At 59.1% G+C, this 19314-nt stretch carries 24 protein-coding genes; 12 read left to right on the top strand and 12 right to left on the bottom strand.

Annotation, left to right across the window (positions count from 1 at the left end; translation table 11 throughout):
• Window positions 1-18: 18 nt before the first annotated feature.
• The 6 genes from ACA069_RS04640 to ACA069_RS04615 form a co-directional block, all read right to left on the bottom strand.
• A complete protein-coding gene (locus tag ACA069_RS04640) occupies window positions 19-1812 on the bottom strand; it encodes a DUF1302 domain-containing protein (RefSeq protein ID WP_497616488.1) in 1794 nt (597 codons plus the stop codon).
• A 523-nt stretch (window positions 1813-2335) separates the two neighbouring features.
• The gene (locus ACA069_RS04635; protein ID WP_497616486.1) at window positions 2336-3247 is read right to left on the bottom strand and encodes an SDR family oxidoreductase; all 912 of its coding nucleotides are present in this window, start codon (window positions 3245-3247) and stop codon (window positions 2336-2338) included.
• Between the two features lie 159 nt (window positions 3248-3406).
• Window positions 3407-4309, bottom strand: coding sequence for an alpha/beta fold hydrolase (locus ACA069_RS04630; protein WP_497616484.1), 903 nt, complete (start codon window positions 4307-4309; stop codon window positions 3407-3409).
• On the bottom strand, window positions 4309-5091 hold the full coding sequence (locus ACA069_RS04625; RefSeq protein ID WP_187676818.1) for a class II aldolase/adducin family protein: 783 nt from the start codon (window positions 5089-5091) through the stop codon (window positions 4309-4311). Before ACA069_RS04625 ends, ACA069_RS04630 begins: the two co-directional genes overlap by 1 nt.
• Window positions 5092-5222: 131 nt before the next feature.
• Entirely contained in the window at window positions 5223-5909 is a 687-nt protein-coding gene (locus ACA069_RS04620) for an LrgB family protein (protein WP_187676817.1), read from the bottom strand.
• On the bottom strand, window positions 5899-6285 hold the full coding sequence (locus ACA069_RS04615; RefSeq protein WP_497616482.1) for a CidA/LrgA family protein: 387 nt from the start codon (window positions 6283-6285) through the stop codon (window positions 5899-5901). The genes ACA069_RS04620 and ACA069_RS04615 overlap by 11 nt, the downstream gene beginning before the upstream one ends.
• Window positions 6286-6383: 98 nt before the next feature.
• Here ACA069_RS04615 and ACA069_RS04610 point away from each other — a divergent pair, with 98 nt between their 5' ends.
• Window positions 6384-7271, top strand: a complete 888-nt coding sequence (locus ACA069_RS04610; protein WP_489879218.1) for a LysR family transcriptional regulator — start codon at window positions 6384-6386, stop codon at window positions 7269-7271.
• Here ACA069_RS04610 and ACA069_RS04605 read toward each other — a convergent pair.
• A complete protein-coding gene (locus ACA069_RS04605) occupies window positions 7261-7716 on the bottom strand; it encodes a flavodoxin (protein ID WP_187676814.1) in 456 nt (151 codons plus the stop codon). The two genes, ACA069_RS04610 and ACA069_RS04605, sit on opposite strands and share 11 nt — an antisense overlap.
• A gap of 153 nt (window positions 7717-7869) precedes the next feature.
• Between ACA069_RS04605 and ACA069_RS04600 the strand changes: the two genes are divergently transcribed.
• Window positions 7870-8346 carry a PAS domain-containing protein gene (locus ACA069_RS04600; RefSeq protein WP_489879219.1) on the top strand — a complete coding sequence of 159 codons (477 nt, stop codon included), beginning with the start codon at window positions 7870-7872 and terminating at the stop codon, window positions 8344-8346.
• A gap of 54 nt (window positions 8347-8400) precedes the next feature.
• On the top strand, window positions 8401-9006 hold the full coding sequence (locus ACA069_RS04595; protein ID WP_187676812.1) for a hypothetical protein: 606 nt from the start codon (window positions 8401-8403) through the stop codon (window positions 9004-9006).
• Window positions 9007-9009: 3 nt separating this feature from the next.
• Here the strand turns inward: ACA069_RS04595 and ACA069_RS04590 are convergent, their stop codons facing one another.
• Window positions 9010-9969, bottom strand: coding sequence for a MerR family transcriptional regulator (locus ACA069_RS04590; RefSeq protein ID WP_401267918.1), 960 nt, complete (start codon window positions 9967-9969; stop codon window positions 9010-9012).
• A gap of 187 nt (window positions 9970-10156) precedes the next feature.
• Between ACA069_RS04590 and ACA069_RS04585 the strand changes: the two genes are divergently transcribed.
• The 6 genes from ACA069_RS04585 to ACA069_RS04560 all read left to right on the top strand — a co-directional run bounded on the left by ACA069_RS04585 (window position 10157) and on the right by ACA069_RS04560 (window position 13163).
• Window positions 10157-10732, top strand: a complete 576-nt coding sequence (locus ACA069_RS04585; RefSeq protein ID WP_305441452.1) for a putative antibiotic biosynthesis monooxygenase — start codon at window positions 10157-10159, stop codon at window positions 10730-10732.
• Window positions 10733-10802: 70 nt separating this feature from the next.
• Window positions 10803-11513 carry a dihydromonapterin reductase gene (gene folM / locus ACA069_RS04580; RefSeq protein WP_497616479.1) on the top strand — a complete coding sequence of 237 codons (711 nt, stop codon included), beginning with the start codon at window positions 10803-10805 and terminating at the stop codon, window positions 11511-11513.
• A 21-nt stretch (window positions 11514-11534) separates the two neighbouring features.
• The gene (gene folE / locus ACA069_RS04575; RefSeq protein ID WP_187676808.1) at window positions 11535-12095 is read left to right on the top strand and encodes a GTP cyclohydrolase I FolE; all 561 of its coding nucleotides are present in this window, start codon (window positions 11535-11537) and stop codon (window positions 12093-12095) included.
• On the top strand, window positions 12096-12467 hold the full coding sequence (gene folX / locus ACA069_RS04570) for a dihydroneopterin triphosphate 2'-epimerase (protein ID WP_053117178.1): 372 nt from the start codon (window positions 12096-12098) through the stop codon (window positions 12465-12467).
• Window positions 12468-12535: 68 nt separating this feature from the next.
• A complete protein-coding gene (locus tag ACA069_RS04565; RefSeq protein WP_187676807.1) occupies window positions 12536-12832 on the top strand; it encodes a DUF1244 domain-containing protein in 297 nt (98 codons plus the stop codon).
• A complete protein-coding gene (locus tag ACA069_RS04560) occupies window positions 12825-13163 on the top strand; it encodes a HopJ type III effector protein (protein ID WP_497616476.1) in 339 nt (112 codons plus the stop codon). The genes ACA069_RS04565 and ACA069_RS04560 overlap by 8 nt, the downstream gene beginning before the upstream one ends.
• A 102-nt stretch (window positions 13164-13265) precedes the next feature.
• Here ACA069_RS04560 and trxB read toward each other — a convergent pair whose 3' ends face one another.
• Window positions 13266-14228: a thioredoxin-disulfide reductase gene (gene trxB / locus ACA069_RS04555; protein ID WP_497616475.1), complete on the bottom strand. Its 963-nt coding sequence runs from the start codon at window positions 14226-14228 to the stop codon at window positions 13266-13268.
• A 311-nt stretch (window positions 14229-14539) separates the two neighbouring features.
• On the opposite strand from trxB, the gene cysZ reads away from it, so the two are divergent.
• Window positions 14540-15292, top strand: a complete 753-nt coding sequence (cysZ, locus tag ACA069_RS04550) for a sulfate transporter CysZ (RefSeq protein WP_187676805.1) — start codon at window positions 14540-14542, stop codon at window positions 15290-15292.
• A gap of 40 nt (window positions 15293-15332) precedes the next feature.
• A complete protein-coding gene (locus ACA069_RS04545; RefSeq protein WP_489879222.1) occupies window positions 15333-16532 on the top strand; it encodes a glycosyltransferase family 4 protein in 1200 nt (399 codons plus the stop codon).
• A gap of 126 nt (window positions 16533-16658) precedes the next feature.
• Here the strand turns inward: ACA069_RS04545 and ACA069_RS04540 are convergent, their stop codons facing one another.
• From ACA069_RS04540 to ACA069_RS04530, 3 genes are all read right to left on the bottom strand, one after another.
• A complete protein-coding gene (locus ACA069_RS04540; protein WP_187676803.1) occupies window positions 16659-17762 on the bottom strand; it encodes an NADH:flavin oxidoreductase in 1104 nt (367 codons plus the stop codon).
• Window positions 17763-17917: 155 nt separating this feature from the next.
• A complete protein-coding gene (locus tag ACA069_RS04535; protein ID WP_187676802.1) occupies window positions 17918-18400 on the bottom strand; it encodes a glutathione peroxidase in 483 nt (160 codons plus the stop codon).
• A gap of 124 nt (window positions 18401-18524) precedes the next feature.
• Window positions 18525-19010: an FKBP-type peptidyl-prolyl cis-trans isomerase gene (locus ACA069_RS04530; RefSeq protein WP_187676801.1), complete on the bottom strand. Its 486-nt coding sequence runs from the start codon at window positions 19008-19010 to the stop codon at window positions 18525-18527.
• On the opposite strand from ACA069_RS04530, the gene ACA069_RS04525 reads away from it, so the two are divergent.
• Entirely contained in the window at window positions 18979-19305 is a 327-nt protein-coding gene (locus ACA069_RS04525; protein ID WP_187676800.1) for a DUF3565 domain-containing protein, read from the top strand. The two genes, ACA069_RS04530 and ACA069_RS04525, sit on opposite strands and share 32 nt — an antisense overlap.
• The last annotated feature ends 9 nt before the right edge of the window (window positions 19306-19314 follow it).

The raw sequence follows: 19314 nt of genomic DNA, 5'->3' as shown, positions 1-19314 counted from the left end.
TCATCCTTCTCGGGCAGATCAGAAGTTCACGCCGAAGCTCAGGGCCACGAAGTCACGGTCTTCGAGGACGTTGTAATCGCCGCCGAAAAAGTCGGTGTAACTGAGGCTCGCGGTGTAGGTGTTGCGGTAATCGGCATCGACGCCGACGCTGATCGCTTTCGCACCTTCGTTGAACAAACCGTTGGGGCCGTAACCGGCGACGTCATGCGACCACGACAGGTTGGGTTTGAGGTTGATCCCGCCGATCACGTTGGCGTAATCGAGGATCGCCCGGGCGCGGTAGCCCCACGAAGTCGAGGTGACGAAGCCGTCGGTATCGCCACCGAAACCGTACTGGCCGTACACCGAGTCGCGGCCGTAACGCAGCTTGCTGCGAGACTCCAGACCACCGACCCGCACCACCGCTGCTTCACCGACCAGAGTCAGGCGTTGAGCACCCCACACCTGATCGAAAAAGTGCGTGAGAGTGCTCTGGATCTGGGTGACCTCTTTGCGTCGGTAACCCTTGTTGTCGGAACCTGGCGTCGTCGCGATCGGCGAAGCCGCGCCGCCGGCAATCGGATTGAGCAGCGCCAGAGTCAGGTCGTTGGTACTGACCTGCACCGGAGCGTTGGGCCGATAACTGATCTCGCCGGTCCATGCCGTTCCGGTGGGCAATGTGGTGGAGAAGCTCGCGCCGTACAGGCGAATGTCCTCCGGGTATTCGAGGTAATAGCCACCGCGCCCGAGCATCACACTCTGCGCCAGTCCCGAACCGCTGCCGGGCGCCAGACCGTTGGCAATGCCGACCATGCCCGGCAACGCCGCCAGGGTCGAAAGCCCTGCGGTGGTGGTGCCCACTGTTGGCGTGCGGCTGTGGTAGTTCATGAAGTACAGGCCGTACTCGGTGTCGTCACCCAGCCAGCGCAACGCCGTGCCCCACTGCCCGGAATCCCGCGCATCGCGGTCGCCGCCACGGGGGATCACCACGCCTTCGCGGGTGACTTGAATGCCCTGACCAAATGCCGTGGTCAACGGCACCAACGGCGCAATCGCCGGATTGCCGACGGTGTAGCCGCTGTTGCAACCGTCCGCCGCCACGTCGACGCCGAAGAACGTGCCGCAGTTGTCGAGTACGGTCTGGTCCCACTCCAGTTGATAAAAGCCTTCAACGGTCAACTGATCCGTCAGGCCTTGCGAGCCGAACAGCATGTTCACCGGAATCAGGCCTTCCTTGATCTCCGCGCCGGGACGCCGGAACGCCGAGACGTCGATCGGGTTGATGCTGTTGATCGAGTTGCCGATGAAAGTACTTTCGCCCCAACTGACCACTTGTTTACCGGCGCGCACAGTGCCCGGCAGATCGCCGATGGAATAGTTGTGATAGACGAACGCATCGAGAATCTGCGCGCCGGACGACTTGGCGCCTTCCTTGCGGCCCTTGTCGCTGATCTGTTTGAACTCGCGGTCTTCGTCCTTGAGTTCGAAGTCGTACCAGTACTTGCCACGCACGAACACACCGGTGTCGCCGTACTTCAGTTCTAGATCGTGAATGCCTTTGACGATTTTCGAAAAGGTCTCGCCCTTCTTGAAGTTCAAGCGCCCGTCATCACCGGTCGAGGATTGCCCGGTACCACCGTTGACCGTGCCGACCAGCGACTTGTCGGCATCGCGCATGCCCCAACTCGCCCCCACCGACAGCGACGAATCGAACGTGCCCTCGATTTCCCCGATGTTGAACGAAACCGCCTGCGCCTGGGCACAGCAACCCAGAGCCACCGCGGCTGCCAGCGCCTGCGGTGTGAAGATGGCGCGCATTGTTGTTTTTGTCATGCGTCTTCCCCGGTGAGTGACAGAAGGCCCCACCCTACTGCCGGGCGAACGGGTCGATAAGCGCACCAAGGAGGTATTCGTGTTGTCACTCGAAAGGATGAATGGCTTTGCGGAGCGGGGCTTTGCGCGAGTCATGAGTCGGCTGGATAGTTGATCATCAGCGCAACGCATGGTGCGAGGCACTGTTGCATGCCCCGTAACAGTGCATGTCCGGAATCGCTATTTTTCCTACAGATTCAAATCCGTATTCTGAGCGGGCTTTCACGGGATACGCCGCAATGCCCCTAGCCTTGGCTACTGAGTAAATCAGGCCATTGCTGACAGATTTCAGATCAATCGAAGGTGTTCGGTTGATCACCCTGGTGTTCACTGACGTTGATTTGTAGCTCCTTGATCCAACGTCTTACCTTGGCCGCTGCGTTTGCAGCGGCCTTTTTTATGGGTGATGGATTTTGCCGGGAAGGGAGATTTTAGCGGGGAGATGGCAGGGCTCGACTGAGCCCTGTCGGTTGCTGCGCAGAAATCAGAGCGAATACTTCTGCAAATTCGCCATCATTTCCTTCAGCGCTTCAATGTTGTCCTGCGGATGCGCCGCGCCTTCGAAATCACAAATCTGTTGCCAATGCGCCGCCACATCTTCCGGCGAAAATCCAACCCGTGGATCAAACCCGGCGCCCAAGCTGCGTTCCCAACGCACTTTGCCCATCCAGCCGCCGCCGACTTCGAACAGGCCCGAGGTTTCCTGGCAGTTTTCGCTAGCCAGGTACACCACCAGCGGGCTGACCAGTTCCGGCTTCAGTTGCTCGAACACTTGTGGCGGGATCAGGCCTTCGGTCATGCGCGTGCCACCCGTCGGCGCGATGGCGTTGACCAGGATGTTGTTCTTGCGGCCTTCGATGGCCAGCGTACGGGTCAAACCGTAGAGGCCAAGTTTGGCCATGCCGTAGTTGGACTGGCCGAAGTTGCCATAGATGCCCGAGGTCGAGGCGGTGAAGATCACTCGGCCATAGTTTTGCTCGCGAAGGTGCGGCCATGCGGCGCGGGTGACTTTGTAGGCGCCTTCGACGTGGACGCGGTAAACCAGATCCCAGTCAGCGTCGTCCATTTTATGGAAGGTCTTGTCGCGCAGGATCCCGGCGTTGTTGACCACTACGTCGACACGCCCGAAGACGTCGAGAGCGTTCTGTACGAGTTTGTCGCCGTCGGTGACCGAGTCGTGGTTGGCTTCGGCGATGCCGCCGGCTTCGCGAATTTCCGCGACCACTCGGTCGGCCGCAGAAGCGTTGGCGCCTTCGCCCTGAGTGGAGCCGCCGAGGTCATTGACCAGCACTTTGGCGCCCTGTCTGGCGAACAACAATGCGTGTGCGCGTCCGAGGCCACCACCGGCTCCGGTGACGATTACGACTTTATCTTCGAAACGCACAGACTCATTCATCACGGCAACTCCAGCAGGCCCAGGGACAGTTCTCCGAGTGTCAGGCACGGAGCTTTCGGTCACAACAAACACGGCTGGGGCTGAATGGTGCGCGATAAGGCTGGGGGATGATGCGGAGCCAGATCAATAGATCGCCGCCGGCTGCGATCTATTGATCTTTCAGGAGCACGCCACTTTGCGCGGTGGCAGCACGAAGCGTTCGCGAAACGCCAGGTAATGCTTGAGCACCTGCGCCGGCGCTTCGGTCTGCGGATAGTGGCCGATGCCTGGCAACAGCACGGTGTCTGCATCGGCAATCAGTTCGCGGTAACGCTCGACCATGTGAACGCCAGAGATCGGATCGACTTCACCATCGATTACCCGCAACGGCACTTCACCGCGCTGCATCGCCGCCACCCAGCGGTCACGTTGCACGCGGCGCTCAGGAATGTAGCCGATCAGTTTGTGCATGATCCGCGGGCCGTGATTACTGTCGATCAGGCTCCAGAAATCATCCAGTTCACTTTCGCTCGGGCGGGTCTGCGGGCCGAAGATCTGGCGGAAGCTTTTCACCAGCGCGTCGCGGGTAAACGCGCGGCCGATCATCCAGCCCAATGGGCTGAGCAGCAGTTTTTGCATTAATACGGGGCGATGGGTCTCCGGGAACAACCCACCGTTGAGAAACACGCAACTGGCAACCTCGATCTGCTCTTCGTAATGCCGCGCGAGCAGTTCCTGCGCGACGCTATCGCCATAGTCGTGAGCGAGGATGTGCACCGGTTGCTCGACCTGCAAATGTGCAAGCAACGCCTGTTGCAGATCGGCCTGCTCAAGAAGGCTGTAGCTGTGATTGACCGGTTTGGCCGAATCGCCGAAACCGAGCATGTCGCAAGCGATCACCCGATAACGCTGGGCCAGTGGCTGCCACAGGTAATGCCAGTCCCAACTGGCGGTCGGGAAGCCGTGGATCAGCAGCAGCGGCTCGCCCTGCCCCGTCGTCCAGTAACGGATCGGCTGGCCACGAAAGACAAACGTCTGGCTGCGTTTGCGCCAGACACACAGAGGAATCTCGGCAAGAGGCATTAGAGTTTATATCCGGGGTCTTGTTTATCGAGTTTGCGCAGCAGCGCCGGCCAGGCCAGCGCGCCACCCATGCCTTGTGCACTTTTGGTGACACCGGCGATCATCGCCTTGGCGCCTGCCAGAATCTGCGGTTCGATGGCGATGAGTTCAGCGCCGCCGGTCTGCGCCATCACCTGGATGTCGCAGGCGCGTTGGAAGGTGAACATCATCAGAAAGGTATCGGCGATGGTGCCGCCACAAGTCAGCAGACCGTGGTTGTGCAGCATCAGGAAATTGTTCTCGCCCAGGTCAGATTGCAAGCGCGCCTTCTCTTCGTGGTTCAGCGCAACACCTTCATAGCCGTGATAGGCCAGGCTCGACAGCACGAACAATGATTGCTGGCTAATCGGCAACACGCCCTGCTTCTGCGCCGACACCGCCACACCCGAGGCCGTGTGTGTATGCAGCACGCAAACCACATCGTGCCGTACTTCGTGTACGGCGCTGTGAATGGTGTAACCCGCCGGGTTGATTTCGTAAGGGCTGTCCATGAGTTTATTGCCGGCCTGATCGACTTTCACCAGGCTCGACGCAGTGATTTCGTGGAACATCAGGCCGAACGGATTGATCAGGAAATCTTCGGTGCCCGGCACCTTGGCGGAAATATGGGTGAAGATCAGATCGTCCCAGCCATGCAATGCGACCAGACGATAACAGGCGGCGAGATCGACTCGGGTCTGCCATTCCGCGGCGCTGACCTGGTCTTTGACATTAAGGGACGATTGGACGGGGGCTACGCTCACTGTATGCACCTCTGCGTTCTTCTTGTTTTGCACGTCTGTGCAGTCTAGTCAGGCGCAGTCGATCGCGTAGTTGCATTGCCAGCCAGCTTGATGACTGAGCGGGTCAGCAACGCAAACACCTTGGATCCAGGTCAAAGCAACGACGCCAACAACGGCGCGGCGAACAGGTTGAGCAACCCGGTCAACACCATCACCAGCCCCGCCACAGAGCCTTCTTCGCCGCCGACTTCATGCGCCCGACTGACGCCAGCACCGTGCGCGCCGACACCGAACAGCGCGCCACGCGCCAAGGCGCTGCGCAACGGCAACCACTTCAAGAGCACCCCGCCGAGCATCGCGCCGAACACGCCGGTGAACATCACGAACACCGCGGTCAGTTCCGGCACGCCACCCAGATCCTGCGCCAGCGGCATGGCGAACGGCGTGGTGATTGAACGCGGCACCAGTGACATCGTTACCGAACTGTCCAGCGCCAACGCCTTGGCCAGCCCGAACGAGGTGCCGATCGATGCCGCACTGCCGGCGACCATGCCCAGCAGCAATGCTGGCCAGTGCCGCATCAGCAGGCGCCGCTGCTGCCAGATCGGCACGGCGAAGGCGACGGTGACCGGGCCAAGCACCAGCATCAGCCAATGGGTGTTGCTCGAATATTCGGCGTAAGCAGTGTGCAGCGGCACGGCGAGCGCCAGCAGCAGCACCGGTACCAGAATCAGCGGTGACAACAGGTATCGCCCGGTGCGGCGATAAATCCAGCGGCTGAACAGGTACGCCAACAGGGTGAAGGCGAGCCAGAACATCGGCATGAGTTCAAGCTTCATGGGAACGCCTCATGCGGACAGCCAACTCCACGGTGAACGCCGTCACCAGCATCACCATCAATGTGCTGACGGCGATTACCAGCAGAATCCGCCAGCCGTCATTGCGCAACAGCGCGCCGTAATCCAGCAGGCTCATAAGCGCCGGAATGAAAAACAGCAACATCTCGGCCATCAGTAAGCCTGCGCCCAGTTGCAGCGCTGCGGGTTTGATCCAGCCAAAGGCGAACGTCAGCAGCAACACCGCCATGCCGATCACGCCGCCGGGAATCGGCATGGCCAGCCACGTGGCGAGTTGGCAGCCGAGCAGGTAGAGGCCGAGCAACACGGCCAGCTCGGCGAATAAACGGGAAAGATACTTAAGGGTGGCGGCGTTCATATGGTTTTGCTCCTGACTGGAGCTCATTTTACGAAGCGCCCTGCCATCCCCGAAGCGAATTGTTAGACTCAAAGCCATTCCAAAACGGAATCAGGCGAATGGAATTCAAACAGCTACGCAGTTTTGTCGAAGTCATGCATCAGGGCGGGTTTACTCAAGCCGCGAAAACCCTGCACATCAGTCAATCGGCGGTGAGTAAACAAGTCGCGCAACTGGAACAGAGCCTCGGCACGCCGTTGCTCGAACGGCTGGGCTCACAGTTACGCCTGACCGCCGCCGGCAGCGTGGTACTGCAACGGGCCGAAGGCATGCTGCGCTTGCGCAATGAGTTGCTCGTTGAACTGGACGACCTCAGCCACCTGGCCCGTGGCGAATTACGCCTCGGTTTGCCACTGCTGGGCAGTGATGCACTGTTTGCCGGGCTGTTTGCCGAATACCGCCGACGCTACCCGAACATCAGCATTCAGTTGCTTGAGGGGGGTAGTCGCAACATTGAGCAAGCGGTGTTGAGCGGTGAACTGGAGTTGGGCGGCAGCCTGTTGCCGAAAGATCCACAGTTCGACTTTCAGCCGTTCTGCGACGAGAAACTCGACGCCCTGTTACCGATGGATCACCCATTGGCGAAACGGGGTGAGATTGGTCTGGAGGAGTTGGCCGACACGCCGTTTCTGCTGTATCAGCGCAGCTTTGTGCTCAACGACCGCTTGCTGCAGGCCTGTCAGCAAATGGGTTTCACACCCAAAGAAGGTGGACGCAGTGGTCAGGCGGATTTTCTTGCGGCACTGGTGGCTGCCGGGCAAGGCGTGGTGCTGTTGCCCAGCGTGGTCGCGCGCGGCCTGGTGCGACCCGGCGTGGTGCGCCTGACCTTGCGAGCGCCGGACTATTTGCGCTGGGACATCGCGTTCATCTGGCGTCAGGGCGCTTATCTGTCGAACGCTGCACAAGCCTGGCTGGCCCTGGTGCGCGAGCGGCCGATCAACCCTTGAGTGTATCGATCAGCTGCGCCAACCAAGGCTCGGCGTCGGTTTCCGGGGTGACGCTTTCGCTGGCGTCGATGCGCAGCATGTCCTGCGCTTCACGCAGGCCAAGCTCGGCGAACAGTTCACGCATTTGCTCACCGCCACCGCAAAAGGTATCGCCGTAGCTGGCATCGCCCAAGGCAATCACTGCGCCCGGCAAACCGCGCCAGGCGGCCGGCAATTGATCACGAATGGTCGAATACAGCGGTTGCAGATTGTCCGGCAATTCGCCCATGCCGGTGGTCGAAGTCACCGCGAGAAACGCTTCAGGCGCGAAAGACTGGATATCGGCCAGGCTGGCGCGCGGGTTGTAGAAGGTTTCAAAGCCGGCGGCTTTCAGCAGGTTCTGGGCGTGGCGGGCGACTTCTTCGGCGGTGCCGTAGACCGAACCGGAGAGGATGGCGACTTTCATCAATCTGATCCTGAAACTGAAAAAATGAGCGGCGATATTAACAGCCTGAGCCAAGAAGTTGCGATTGGCTCTCAATGCGCATTGCTGGCCTATAGACAGCTTCCACTGATCTTTTAAAATGCCCGCCACTGACAACTCTGAAAGGATTCAAAGATGATCAACGCCAGTCTGCTGCAATTGGTAATCAACGCATCAAACGACGGAATTGTGGTCGCGGAGAAGGAAGGTGAACAGGACAACATCCTGATTTACGTCAATCCGGCCTTCGAACGCATGACCGGTTACACCAGCGAGGAAATTCTCTATCAGGACTGCCGCTTTCTGCAGGCCGGAGACCGGGATCAAGAAAGTCTGGAGCTGATTCGCGAAACACTGCGCCGCAATGGTTCGTGCCGGGAAGTCCTGCGCAACTATCGCAAGGACGGCACGCCGTTCTGGAATGAACTGTCGGTGTCAACGGTGAAAAACGCCGATGACGGGCAGACGTACTTTATCGGGGTACAAAAGGACGTGACCGTTCAGGTCAAGGCACAGCAAAGAGTGGCGCAGTTGGAGGCGCAGGTCGCGGCCCTGCAAAGTGAACTGGCTGCCTTGAAAGCGACGAACGGCGCAAACAAAACAGCGAACTGATGGTCAGTAACTACAATCACCAATGACTTTGTAACTATTACTTTCGAGCGCACCATGCAACGCGACGCCCTCCTGACCCAGGATGAGCTGGATTTCATCCAGACCATGCAGCACAACCCGCAATTGAACGTGCGGGATGCGACGTCGAGTCTATTGGTTAATGGTGGTTCGCAGATCCGTGATTTGCTCACGCGCCTGGCCGCTCATGAGCAAGTCACCATTCAGGCCAATTTCGAAAATCAACAGATGACTTTTCCACTGCACTTGGTGGAAGACGAGTTTCATGCGCTACATCTGCGCCTCGGTGTTCCGAGCATTTACGAAGACGGCCCGATGGTGCGCCCATGGCGGCTTACCCTCGAAGAGCCGGTGGCGCTGGAAAACGCCAAAGGCCAACCGGGCACGATGTGGGTTCACGAGGTTTCGCACAAAGGCGTACTGCTGGAAATGCGCAACAAGACCAAACCCCCCAAGCATTTCGCGTTGTGGTTCAGCCCTTCCGGCTATGAGCGGATTTCACTGCGCGGCCAATTCGAACGGGAAACCGAAAGCGGTTTCTACGCTTACGAACTGAGCCAAAGCGATGCGGATGAAACCGAACGCCTGCGCCAGTTCATTCTGCAACAACACCGCCTGACCCATCCCGCCCTGCACACCTGAGCCTCAGGTATCGAGCTTGCCTGCCAGTATCTGCATCAGACGCTGACGCATCGTCGCCCCTTCGTTGCCAACACAACCAATCGAAGTTCCGCTGAGGCTTTCCTGTGCCAGATCGGATGCATCCCCCGCCAGCAGCAACTGACAATCAAGACTCAAGGCCAACCGATTCAAACGCCGTGGCAATTCCGCGGCCGGTGCGTGGTTGGAAAACAGCACCAGAGCCTGTGGCTTGATCTTCTCGCAAACCAGCGTCAGCTCGTCGAACGGCTGGCCGGTGGTGAGCACCCGCACGCCCGAATCGCTGCTACTGAGAAACAGCGCAGCCACCAGCAATTCAAGTTCGCGGCACTGACCGGCCAGGGCACTGACAATGATCTTGCGCGGCTGTGAGCCGCGCAGAACGATGATTCGCTGCAGCACCCGCGCGCGCAGGTATCCATCGAGAAACAGCCACTCACTGGTTTGACCAAAGGCTTCCTGACGCTGCAGCAATTGCCGCCAGAGCGGCATCAAGATGTCTTGAAACACGACCGGCAAAGCGTACGAAGAAAAAATCTGACCATAAACCCGATCCAGTTCGAAATCGTCGAAAGCACTGACCGCACGTTGCAACTGGTGCTGCCATTGCTGGTAGTCGGCCTGCACCAAATCATCGGGGATGATGTGTGCGAGCACCTTCAGCGGTTCGGTTTTAGCGAGGATCTTGCCAATCTTGCTGACCGCCACACCTCGGTCGATCCAATCGACGATGCTGCGAACGCGCTCGATATCTGACATCGAATACAAACGATGCCCACTTTCGGTGCGCGTCGGTTGAATCAAACCATAGCGTCGCTCCCAAGCGCGCAGGGTGACCGGGTTGACACCGGTCAACCGTGAAACTTCCCGAATGGGGAAAAGATCTTCGCGCTCGAGCGCAACAGATGCCTGCGAGGCAGGGCTGACGTCCGTCATGACAGGCATAGTACGTTCAACGTCCTTGTGGGCTTGGATCCTATTCTAACCCCGCGATGATCTGCGACGAAAGCCACTGGTTTAATCAGGAAAATAAGGAATAATCCTTGCTAGTTGAAATACGCAAGCCACTACCCCGGCCTGCGTCAGGCGAAACTCCTACCCGGAGCGACGCACCGAGATACGGAGATACATAATGTCTACTTCACCCGTTACGCTAATGGTCGCGCGCCGCGTCGCCGATGGCCGCTATCAGGATCTGATCATCTGGCTGCGCGAAGGCGAACAATTGGCCACCGACTTTCCTGGCTATCTGGGCTCCGGCGTGCTCGCCCCGCCGCCCGGCGATAACGAATTCCAGATCATTTTCCGCTTTGTCGATGAGCAGACTTTGCATGCGTGGGAGCATTCGGCTTCGCGTACAGCGTGGCTGGACCGTGGCAGCGATCTGTTTGCACACCCGAAAGAACACCGCGTCAGCGGCATCGAGGGCTGGTTCGGAACGGGCGCAATCGGTGCACGTCCGCCGCGCTGGAAACAGGCCGTTGCGATCTGGCTGGCGTTCTTTCCGGTATCACTGCTGTTCAACTTTGTCCTCGGCCCGCTCCTCGCAGACATGAGTCTGTTGCCACGGGTGTTGATCAGCACGGCCTGCCTGACGCCACTGATGGTTTACTTCTTTATTCCCTTGTCGACACGGTTGTTGGCGAACTGGTTGAACGGTGCGCCAACGCGCCCCTTGCCTGTTACGCCGTCAACACAAAATCGTTAAGGCAAGCCGCCGTAGTTCCACGGCACGCGTCGCTGGTATAGTTTCGCTCCAACCGCGATGCGAGCCACTCATGACCACAAATTGCGCCCCGATCCTGATCACCGGTGCCGGCCAGCGCGTCGGTCTGCATTGCGCGCAACGTTTGCTGGAAGACGGCCACCCGGTGATCTTCACCTACCGCAGCGAACGTCCCGGCGTGCAAATGCTGCGGGATCTGGGTGCCGTTGGTGTATTTGCAGACTTTTCCAGCGAAACGACCATCCTGGCATTCATCGCTGAATTGAAAACCCTCACCGTCAGCCTGCGGGCGATCGTGCACAACGCCTCCGAATGGCTGGCGGAAACTCCGGACAGTGAAGCCGAAGCGTTCAGCCGCATGTTCAACATTCACATGCTCGCTCCCTACCTGATCAACCTGCACTGCGCCGGTTTGCTCCAGCAATCGACGCCCGCCGACATCATCCACATCAGCGACGATGTCACCCGCAAGGGCAGCAGCAAGCACATCGGTTACTGCGCGAGCAAAGCCGGGCTCGACAGCCTGACCCTGTCCTTCGCCGCCCGCTACGCGCCAGCAATCAAGGTCAACGGCATCGCGCCGGCCCTGCTATTGTTCAATCCCGACGACGACGCGGCGTACCGCGCCAAGGCACTGGCCAAATCCGCGCTGGGCATCGAACCCGGCAGCGAAGTGATCTACCAAAGCCTGCGCTATCTGCTCGATAACCCGTATGTAACCGGCACGACCCTGACCGTCAACGGCGGGCGGCACGTCAAATAACCCCGCCCGCGAGGATGTTCCATGACCCGCTCCCTGCCCGAGAATTACCGCGAAATCCTCATCGGCCTCGGTGAAGACCCCGACCGCGAAGGATTACTCGACACTCCGGTACGTGCGGCCAAGGCCATGCAATACCTGTGTCACGGTTATGAGCAGAGCGTCGACGCGATCGTCAATGGCGCACTGTTTGCTTCGGACAGCGATGAGATGATCATCGTCGCGGACATCGAGTTGTACTCGTTATGCGAACATCACCTGCTGCCCTTCATCGGCAAGGCCCATGTGGCGTATATTCCGACCGGCAAAGTGTTGGGGTTGTCGAAGATCGCGCGACTGGTGGACATGTTCGCCCGACGCCTGCAGATCCAGGAGAATCTCACCCGGCAAATCGCCGATGCGGTGCAACAGGTCACTGATGCCGCCGGCGTCGCCGTGGTCATCGAGGCCAGACACATGTGCATGATGATGCGCGGTGTCGAGAAACAGAATTCGACCATGAACACCTCGGTCATGCTTGGCGCTTTTCGCGACTCGAGCAACACCCGCCAGGAGTTCCTGCAATTGATTGGACGGAGCAAATAAATGCCACAACTTCAACCGGGAATGGCGCGCATCCGGGTCAAGGATCTGCGCTTGCGCACCTTTATCGGGATCAACGAGGACGAGATCCTCAACAAGCAGGATGTGCTGATCAACGTCACCATTCTGTACGCCGCGCAGGAAGCGGTGCGTGATAACGACATCGACCATGCACTCAATTACCGCACCATCACCAAGGCGATCATCGCCCACGTCGAGGGCAACCGCTTTGCGCTGCTTGAACGACTGACTCAGGAATTGCTCGATCTGGTGATGAGCAACGGTTCAGTGCTGTACGCCGAAGTCGAAGTCGACAAGCCGCACGCGCTGCGTTTTGCCGAATCGGTGTCGATCACCCTCGCCGCCAGCCGCTGAGCGAGGCTGGCGCATTGGTCGCCAGACTTTTATCATCCGCGCCACGTATTGACTGCACAGAGCCCATCATGACCGAGCAACAACGCCTCGAACTCGAAGCCGCCGCCTTCCGCCGGCTGGTTGCGCACCTGGACAGCCGCAAGGACGTGCAGAACATCGACCTGATGAACCTTGCCGGGTTCTGCCGCAACTGCCTGTCGAAGTGGTACAAGGCCGAAGCCGACGAGCGCCAGATCGAAGTCAGCCTCGACGACGCCCGCGAAGTGGTTTACGGCATGCCGTACGCCGAGTGGAAAGCCCAGTTTCAGCAAGAAGCCAACGCCGAACAACAAGCAGCGTTCGCCAAAGGAAAACCCAATGAGTGATCTCAACACCCTGCGCGCCAGCCTCAAAAGCGGCGAACACGTTTTCGCCGACACCCTGGCCTTCATCGCCGCCGGTTACGACTACCAGCCTCAGGCGTTCAACAACGGTGGCGTGGAAAACGCCGCCGGGCAGAACGAAGGTTCGTGCAAGACCCTGGGTCTGGCGCTGCTGGAAGGCTTGAGCGATGAGGAAGCGCTGCTGGCGTTTGGCGAACATTACCGTTCGGTGGTGGCCACGCCTGAGGGCAGTGATCACGGCAATATTCGTGCGTTGATCGCTAGTGGTCTGGCCGGTGTGAAGTTCACCGCGCCGCCCCTGACCCGCCGCTAATCTCAGCCCCATTACATTCCCTGTGGGAGCGAGCTTGCTCGCTCCCACATTTGAATGAACATAAAAAAACCGGCCGAAGCCGGTTTTTTTATGCCTGCGATCTTAGAACGAAGCGTTCTGCAGACCGTCCAGGTAACGCTCGGTGTCCAGTGCCGCCATGCAGCCAGCGCCAGCCGAGGTGATGGCCTGACGGTAAACGTGGTCAGCCACGTCACCGGCGGCAAAGATGCCTTCAACACTGGTCGCAGTGGCGTTGCCGTCACGGCCGCCCTGCACCACCAGATAACCGTCCTTCAAAGTCAACTGGCCTTCGAACAGCGAAGTGTTCGGGGTGTGGCCAATGGCGATGAACACGCCGTCGACTTTGATCTCGTCGAAGCTGGCGTCGTTGTTCTTCAGACGCGCACCGGTCACACCCATGTTGTCGCCCAGGACTTCGTCCAGATTGGCGTTCAACTTGAGGATGATCTTGCCTTCAGCCACACGGGCATTGAGCTTGTCGATCAGGATCTTCTCGGCGCGGAAGGTTTCGCGACGGTGGATCAGGGTCACGGTGCTGGCGATGTTGGCCAGGTACAGCGCTTCTTCAACAGCGGTGTTGCCGCCACCGACCACTGCAACAGGCTTGTTGCGATAGAAGAAACCGTCGCAGGTCGCGCAGGCCGAAACGCCTTTGCCCATGAACGCTTCTTCCGACGGCAGGCCCAGGTAACGAGCGCTGGCGCCGGTGGCGATGATCAGGGCGTCGCAAGTGTAGGTCGCGCTGTCGCCAGTCAGGCTGTACGGCTTGGAAGCGAAGTCCACGGCGTTGATGTGATCAAAGACGATCTCGGTTTCAAAACGCTCGGCGTGCTCGCGCATACGCTCCATCAGCACCGGGCCGGTGAGACCGTGAACATCGCCCGGCCAGTTGTCGACTTCGGTGGTGGTGGTCAGCTGACCGCCAGCCTGCATGCCGGTGATCAGCAGTGGCTTGAGGTTGGCACGGGCGGCATAGACCGCAGCGCTGTACCCGGCAGGGCCGGAACCGAGAATAATCACTCGCGAATGACGGACTTCAGACATGACCTGCTCCTGTTGACCGGGCCGAAAAACTGGCGCGGAACGCCGGACTGCCGGCGGGAATAAAAAAGGACCGTGGATAACCTTGGGGAAGGTATGAGCTCGACAGTCCTGTAAAAAGTTGGGTGCAGCGTATCGAGGGGGGCAAGATTAAGGAAATACGGTTTAACAATCCAGCTCATAGGTGGTCTCTATGCCGACACACTGACGAGATGGACGTCTTTGTTACAGTGGATGTCGATCACTCTGCCGCGCTTTCGCAGCCATTGCAAAGTCGGTAAGGTCGGCGCGTTTTCCCTTGCTCGGAGCACCTTATGCCCGCCCCTGTTCTGTCCGGCCCGCAATACCTGCGCGAAGGCCTCAAACTGGTCCTTAGCCCCAGCCTGCGATTGTTTGTGCTGCTGCCGCTGGCCATCAACCTGGTGCTGTTCGTCGGATTGATCTATCTGGCCGGCCACCAGTTCAGCCTGTGGGTCGATACGCTGATGCCGTCGCTGCCCGAATGGCTGAGCTTTCTCAGCTACATCCTGTGGCCGCTGTTTGTCGTGCTCGTCGCACTGATGGTGTTTTTCAGCTTCACCATGCTCGCCAACATCATTGCAGCGCCCTTCAACGGCTTCCTCGCGGAAAAGGTCGAAGTGGTGGTACGCGGCACCGATGACTTCCCGGCGTTCAGCTGGGGCGAACTGATCGCGATGGTCCCGCGTACCCTCGCTCGGGAAATGCGCAAGCTTGGCTACTTCCTGCCGCGTGCGATCGGATTGTTCATTCTCTCGTTCATCCCGGTAGTGAACATCATCGCCGCGCCCCTGTGGCTATTGTTTGGCGTGTGGATGATGGCGATCCAGTACATCGACTACCCGGCGGATAACCACAAACTGGGCTGGAACGAAATGCTCGCCTGGCTGCGGCAGAAACGCTGGCAGAGCATGAGCTTTGGCGGGATCGTCTACCTGGTACTGCTGATTCCGGTGGTCAACATCCTGATGATGCCTGCAGCTGTGGCCGGGGCGACTTTGTTCTGGGTACGTGAGCGTGGTGCCGAGAATCTGGTGACTCAGCGCTAGACCCGTCACAAATCCATCATCCGAATGTCACAAGCACGACATGGCCTCAGCCGACACTGAGGTCATGACGACAGCTCTGCACATCACTCTGATCACCGAAACCTTCCCACCGGAAATCAACGGTGTGGCCAACACCCTTGGCCGCCTGTGCGATGGATTGCGCGCGCGGGGGCATCAGGTCGAATTGGTGCGCCCACGTCAGGCCGACGATCCACAGCGCAATGAAGACGACGCCCTACTGCTGTGCCGGGGTTGGCCGTTACCGGGCTATCCAGGGCTGCAATGGGGTCAATCGTCGATGCATAAACTGCTACGACGGTGGAAGCGCCAGCGCCCGGATGTGTTGTATATCGCGACTGAAGGGCCGCTGGGTTTGTCGGCGTTGCGGGCAGCGCGGCGACTGGGAATCTCGGTGGTCAGCGGCTTTCATACGAATTTCCAGCAATACACCAGTCAGTACGGCCTTGGTCTCTTGACCCGCATGCTTACGCATTACCTGCGCTGGTTTCACAACCGTTCGGCGCTGACGCTGGTGCCGAGCGTGAGCCAGCGCCTGGAGCTGGAGCGTCGGCATTTCGAGCGTCTGGCGCTACTGTCCCGAGGTGTGGACAGCCAGTTGTTTCATCCGGCCAAGCGTTTGAACGCTCTGCGTGAGCAATGGGGATTGGGCGAGCGAGACATTGCGGTGATTCATGTAGGACGGCTCGCGCCGGAGAAAAACCTTGGCTTGCTCAAACGCAGCTTCGAAAAACTGCGAAGCACTTATCCACAGCGCAATCTGAAGCTGATCGTGGTCGGTGACGGGCCGCAACGAATGGCATTGGAAAAGGATCTGCCCGACGCGATCTTCTGCGGCTCACAGCGCGGTGAAGCGTTGGCGGCGCACTATGCGTCGGGCGATGTGTTTCTGTTTCCGAGCCTGACCGAAACCTTTGGCAACGTCGTGCTGGAAGCACTGGCCTCAGGACTTGGGGTGGTCGCTTACGATCAGGCAGCAGCGGCGCAACATATTCGCCATGGCTACAACGGCGTGCTGGCGATGCCCGGCGATGAAGAAGCGTTTTGCGATGCGGCGGCGTGGTTGCTTGAGGAAGAAGAAACGTTACGTTGCGTGCGCCTGAATGCCCGGCAGCATGCGAGTCGCCAAGGGTGGGCGGCGATCATTGAGCAGTTTGAAAGTCACTTGCGGGGGGCGTGTGTGGGGGAGCAGGTGGTGCCGAATGCTCAGACATTGCCCTGAATCTTTACTGACAGTGAAGGCGTCATCGCGAGCAGGCTCACTCCTACATTGATCGCATTTCATAAGGAAGAACACGGTCAATGGCAGGAGCGCGCCTGCTCGCGATAGCGTCAGTGAGAGCGCCCGTTAAACCAGCGTCATCAACGCCTCACGGCTGAACGGCAGAATGTCCTGCTCACGCCCTTCGCGTACTTTCAGCGCCCAGTCCGGATCGACCAGCAGGGCACGGCCCACCGCCACCAGATCAAACTCCTCTTTGTTCAGACGCTCCAGCAGGTTCTCCAGACTGGCTGGTTGAGCAACCTTGTCGGTGTTAACCATGAACTGCAGGAACTCACCATCCAGGCCGACGCTGCCGACAGTGATGGTCGGTTTGCCAGTCAGTTTGCGCGTCCATCCGGCCAGGTTCAGCTCGGAGCCGTCGAATTCCGGTTCCCAGAAGCGGCGAGTCGAGCAGTGGAAAATATCCACACCTGCGTCGGACAACGGTTTGAGGAACTCGCCCAACGCTTCCGGTGTTTGCACCAGACGCGCGGTGTAGTCCTGCTGCTTCCACTGCGAGAAACGGAAGATGATCGGGAAACCTTCTCCGACCGCCGCACGCACCGCTTGAATCAGTTCGATGGCGAAACGCGAACGGTTGGCCAGGCTGCCGCCGTATTCGTCGGTGCGCTGGTTGCTGCCTTCCCAGAAGAACTGGTCGACCAGATAACCGTGGGCGCCGTGGATTTCGACGCCGTCCATGCCAATGCTTTGCGCATCCTTGGCCGCTTGAGCGAACGCGGCGATGACGTCCTGGATATCCTGTTTGGTCATGCCGTGCACGACGACCTGACCATCCTTGAGTTTTTCCGTCGGGCCATAACCCGGCACGCTGGCGTCCGGCTCGGTGCCGATGCGACGAACACTGCCGACGTGCCACAGTTGCGGAACGATCTTGCCGCCCTCAGCGTGTACGGCATCGACCACTTTTTTCCAACCGGCCAACGGCGCTTCACCAAAGAACTGCGGGACGTTCGGATAGCCGTTCGATGCCTGGTGGCCGACAGTGGTGCCTTCGGTGATGATCAGGCCCACACCCGCGGCTGCGCGGCGGCGGTAGTACTCGATGACCTTGGAGTTGGGTACGCCACCCGGGGAAAACGAACGGGTCATAGGCGCCATGACCACACGGGTCGGCAGTTCGAGCGCACCGAGGTGGAACGGTTTGAACAAGGCTTGAACGGGCATCGAAAGGCTCCACAAAAACGTTATCGAGGGCATAAAACCATATGACGGCGATAATATGTGTGAAGACATCAACGCGATAGCACTATTGATCTGAATGATTAAGGGACAAAAGGCAGGCAAAAAAATCGCAGCTCAAGGGCTGCGATTTTCGTGTTTCAGCTCAACGCTTTTTCAATCGCGTGCACGATGGTCGGATCATCCGGCGCCGTGCGCGGCGAGAAGCGGGCCAGCACCCGGCCGTCCTTGCCGAGCAGAAACTTTTCGAAATTCCAAGTGATATCACCGGGAAATTCCGCGCCCTCGCCCGCCAGCAGACGGTAGAGCTGATGACGGTCGTGACCGTTGACTTCGAGCTTGCTCGACAACGGGAACGTCACGCCATAGTTGAGGCTGCAGAACTCTTGAATTTCCTGTTCGGTGCCTGGTTCCTGACCGGCAAACTGGTTGCACGGCAGGCCCAACACACTGAAGCCTTTACCTTTGAATTGCTGATGGAGGTTTTCCAGCGCCGCATACTGTGGGGTCAAGCCGCATTTGGAGGCGACGTTGACCACCAGCACGACTTGGCCCTTGAAGGGCGCCAGCGGTAGCTCCTGACCATCCAGGGCTGTCAACTTAAGGTCGTGAAAAGCACTCATGACGAACTCCAGGATTCCCGTGTTCTACTCGAAACAGCCACTTGGCGAGGCCACCAAGGACAGCCGCGGACTAAAAAGGCGCCCGCAGGCGCCTCTCCAGTTCTCAAAAGCTTAGCGCAGAAAATCAGTGGTGATGGCCACCTTCGCCATGGACGTGGCCATGAGCGACTTCTTCCTGGCTGGCGTCACGGATAGCAACGATCTTCACTTTGAAGTTCAGGCGCTGACCGGCCAGTGGGTGGTTGCCGTCGACAGTCACGTCGTCGCCGTCCAGGTCACGGATAGTGACGATTTGCATTTGGCCGTCCGGCGCCGAAGCGTGGAACTGCATGCCGACTTCCAGCTCGTCAACGCCTTCGAACATGCTGCGGCTCAGGGTGCTGACCAGCTCAGCAGCGTATTCGCCGTAAGCGTCTTCTGGCTCAACGGAAACGTCCAGCTCGTCACCAACAGCTTTGCCTTCCAGAGCTTTTTCCAGGCCCGGGATGATGTTGCCTGCGCCTTGCAGGTAGACCAGCGGAGCGCCGCCGGCGGAGCTGTCGATGACCTCACCAGCGTCGTTGGTCAGGGTATAGTCGATGGAGACAGCCTTATTGGCGGCGATCAGCATGGGGCGAGACCTTTTGCATAAGAATATAGAAAGGCCAAGTTTAGCGAAGCAATCGCGCGAAAGCGAACACAACCCGGACAAACGGGATTCGACGATCAGCGGCTTCCATCAGGACGAAGACGGTCACTGGGTGGTCGAGCTTTCCTGCGGCCACACCCAACACCTGCGCCATCAGCCGCCATGGCAATCGCGAGCGTGGGTGCTGGACCCGGCGCAACGTATTGAAAAAATAGGCCAACCCTTTGCCTGCGGTTGGTGCGCACAAGGCTCGGTTAGCGATAACCTTGGCGACTGAATTTCGGCA

The sequence above is a fragment of the Pseudomonas sp. LBUM1652 genome, assembly GCF_059716105.1.
This window is presented reverse-complemented; position numbering and strand designations above follow the sequence as displayed.

Bases quoted from the DNA above. Each gene is read 5' to 3' on its own strand.
- ACA069_RS04565 (WP_187676807.1), top strand. From the start codon at position 12,536: ATGACCGAGCAACAACGCCTCGAACTCGAAGCCGCCGCCTTCCGCCGG.
- ACA069_RS04545 (WP_489879222.1), top strand. From the start codon at position 15,333: ATGGCCTCAGCCGACACTGAGGTCATGACGACAGCTCTGCACATCACT.
- ACA069_RS04615 (WP_497616482.1), bottom strand. From the start codon at position 6,285: ATGAACGCCGCCACCCTTAAGTATCTTTCCCGTTTATTCGCCGAGCTG.
- ACA069_RS04540 (WP_187676803.1), bottom strand. From the start codon at position 17,762: ATGCCCGTTCAAGCCTTGTTCAAACCGTTCCACCTCGGTGCGCTCGAA.
- ACA069_RS04530 (WP_187676801.1), bottom strand. From the start codon at position 19,010: ATGCTGATCGCCGCCAATAAGGCTGTCTCCATCGACTATACCCTGACC.
- ACA069_RS04600 (WP_489879219.1), top strand. From the start codon at position 7,870: ATGATCAACGCCAGTCTGCTGCAATTGGTAATCAACGCATCAAACGAC.
- ACA069_RS04605 (WP_187676814.1), bottom strand. From the start codon at position 7,716: ATGAAAGTCGCCATCCTCTCCGGTTCGGTCTACGGCACCGCCGAAGAA.
- ACA069_RS04525 (WP_187676800.1), top strand. From the start codon at position 18,979: ATGGAGACAGCCTTATTGGCGGCGATCAGCATGGGGCGAGACCTTTTG.
- ACA069_RS04640 (WP_497616488.1), bottom strand. From the start codon at position 1,812: ATGACAAAAACAACAATGCGCGCCATCTTCACACCGCAGGCGCTGGCA.
- ACA069_RS04630 (WP_497616484.1), bottom strand. From the start codon at position 4,309: ATGCCTCTTGCCGAGATTCCTCTGTGTGTCTGGCGCAAACGCAGCCAG.
- folX (WP_053117178.1), top strand. From the start codon at position 12,096: ATGCCACAACTTCAACCGGGAATGGCGCGCATCCGGGTCAAGGATCTG.
- ACA069_RS04560 (WP_497616476.1), top strand. From the start codon at position 12,825: ATGAGTGATCTCAACACCCTGCGCGCCAGCCTCAAAAGCGGCGAACAC.
- ACA069_RS04590 (WP_401267918.1), bottom strand. From the start codon at position 9,969: ATGCCTGTCATGACGGACGTCAGCCCTGCCTCGCAGGCATCTGTTGCG.
- trxB (WP_497616475.1), bottom strand. From the start codon at position 14,228: ATGTCTGAAGTCCGTCATTCGCGAGTGATTATTCTCGGTTCCGGCCCT.
- ACA069_RS04620 (WP_187676817.1), bottom strand. From the start codon at position 5,909: ATGAAGCTTGAACTCATGCCGATGTTCTGGCTCGCCTTCACCCTGTTG.
- ACA069_RS04595 (WP_187676812.1), top strand. From the start codon at position 8,401: ATGCAACGCGACGCCCTCCTGACCCAGGATGAGCTGGATTTCATCCAG.
- cysZ (WP_187676805.1), top strand. From the start codon at position 14,540: ATGCCCGCCCCTGTTCTGTCCGGCCCGCAATACCTGCGCGAAGGCCTC.
- folM (WP_497616479.1), top strand. From the start codon at position 10,803: ATGACCACAAATTGCGCCCCGATCCTGATCACCGGTGCCGGCCAGCGC.
- ACA069_RS04635 (WP_497616486.1), bottom strand. From the start codon at position 3,247: ATGAATGAGTCTGTGCGTTTCGAAGATAAAGTCGTAATCGTCACCGGA.
- ACA069_RS04610 (WP_489879218.1), top strand. From the start codon at position 6,384: ATGGAATTCAAACAGCTACGCAGTTTTGTCGAAGTCATGCATCAGGGC.
- ACA069_RS04585 (WP_305441452.1), top strand. From the start codon at position 10,157: ATGTCTACTTCACCCGTTACGCTAATGGTCGCGCGCCGCGTCGCCGAT.
- folE (WP_187676808.1), top strand. From the start codon at position 11,535: ATGACCCGCTCCCTGCCCGAGAATTACCGCGAAATCCTCATCGGCCTC.
- ACA069_RS04535 (WP_187676802.1), bottom strand. From the start codon at position 18,400: ATGAGTGCTTTTCACGACCTTAAGTTGACAGCCCTGGATGGTCAGGAG.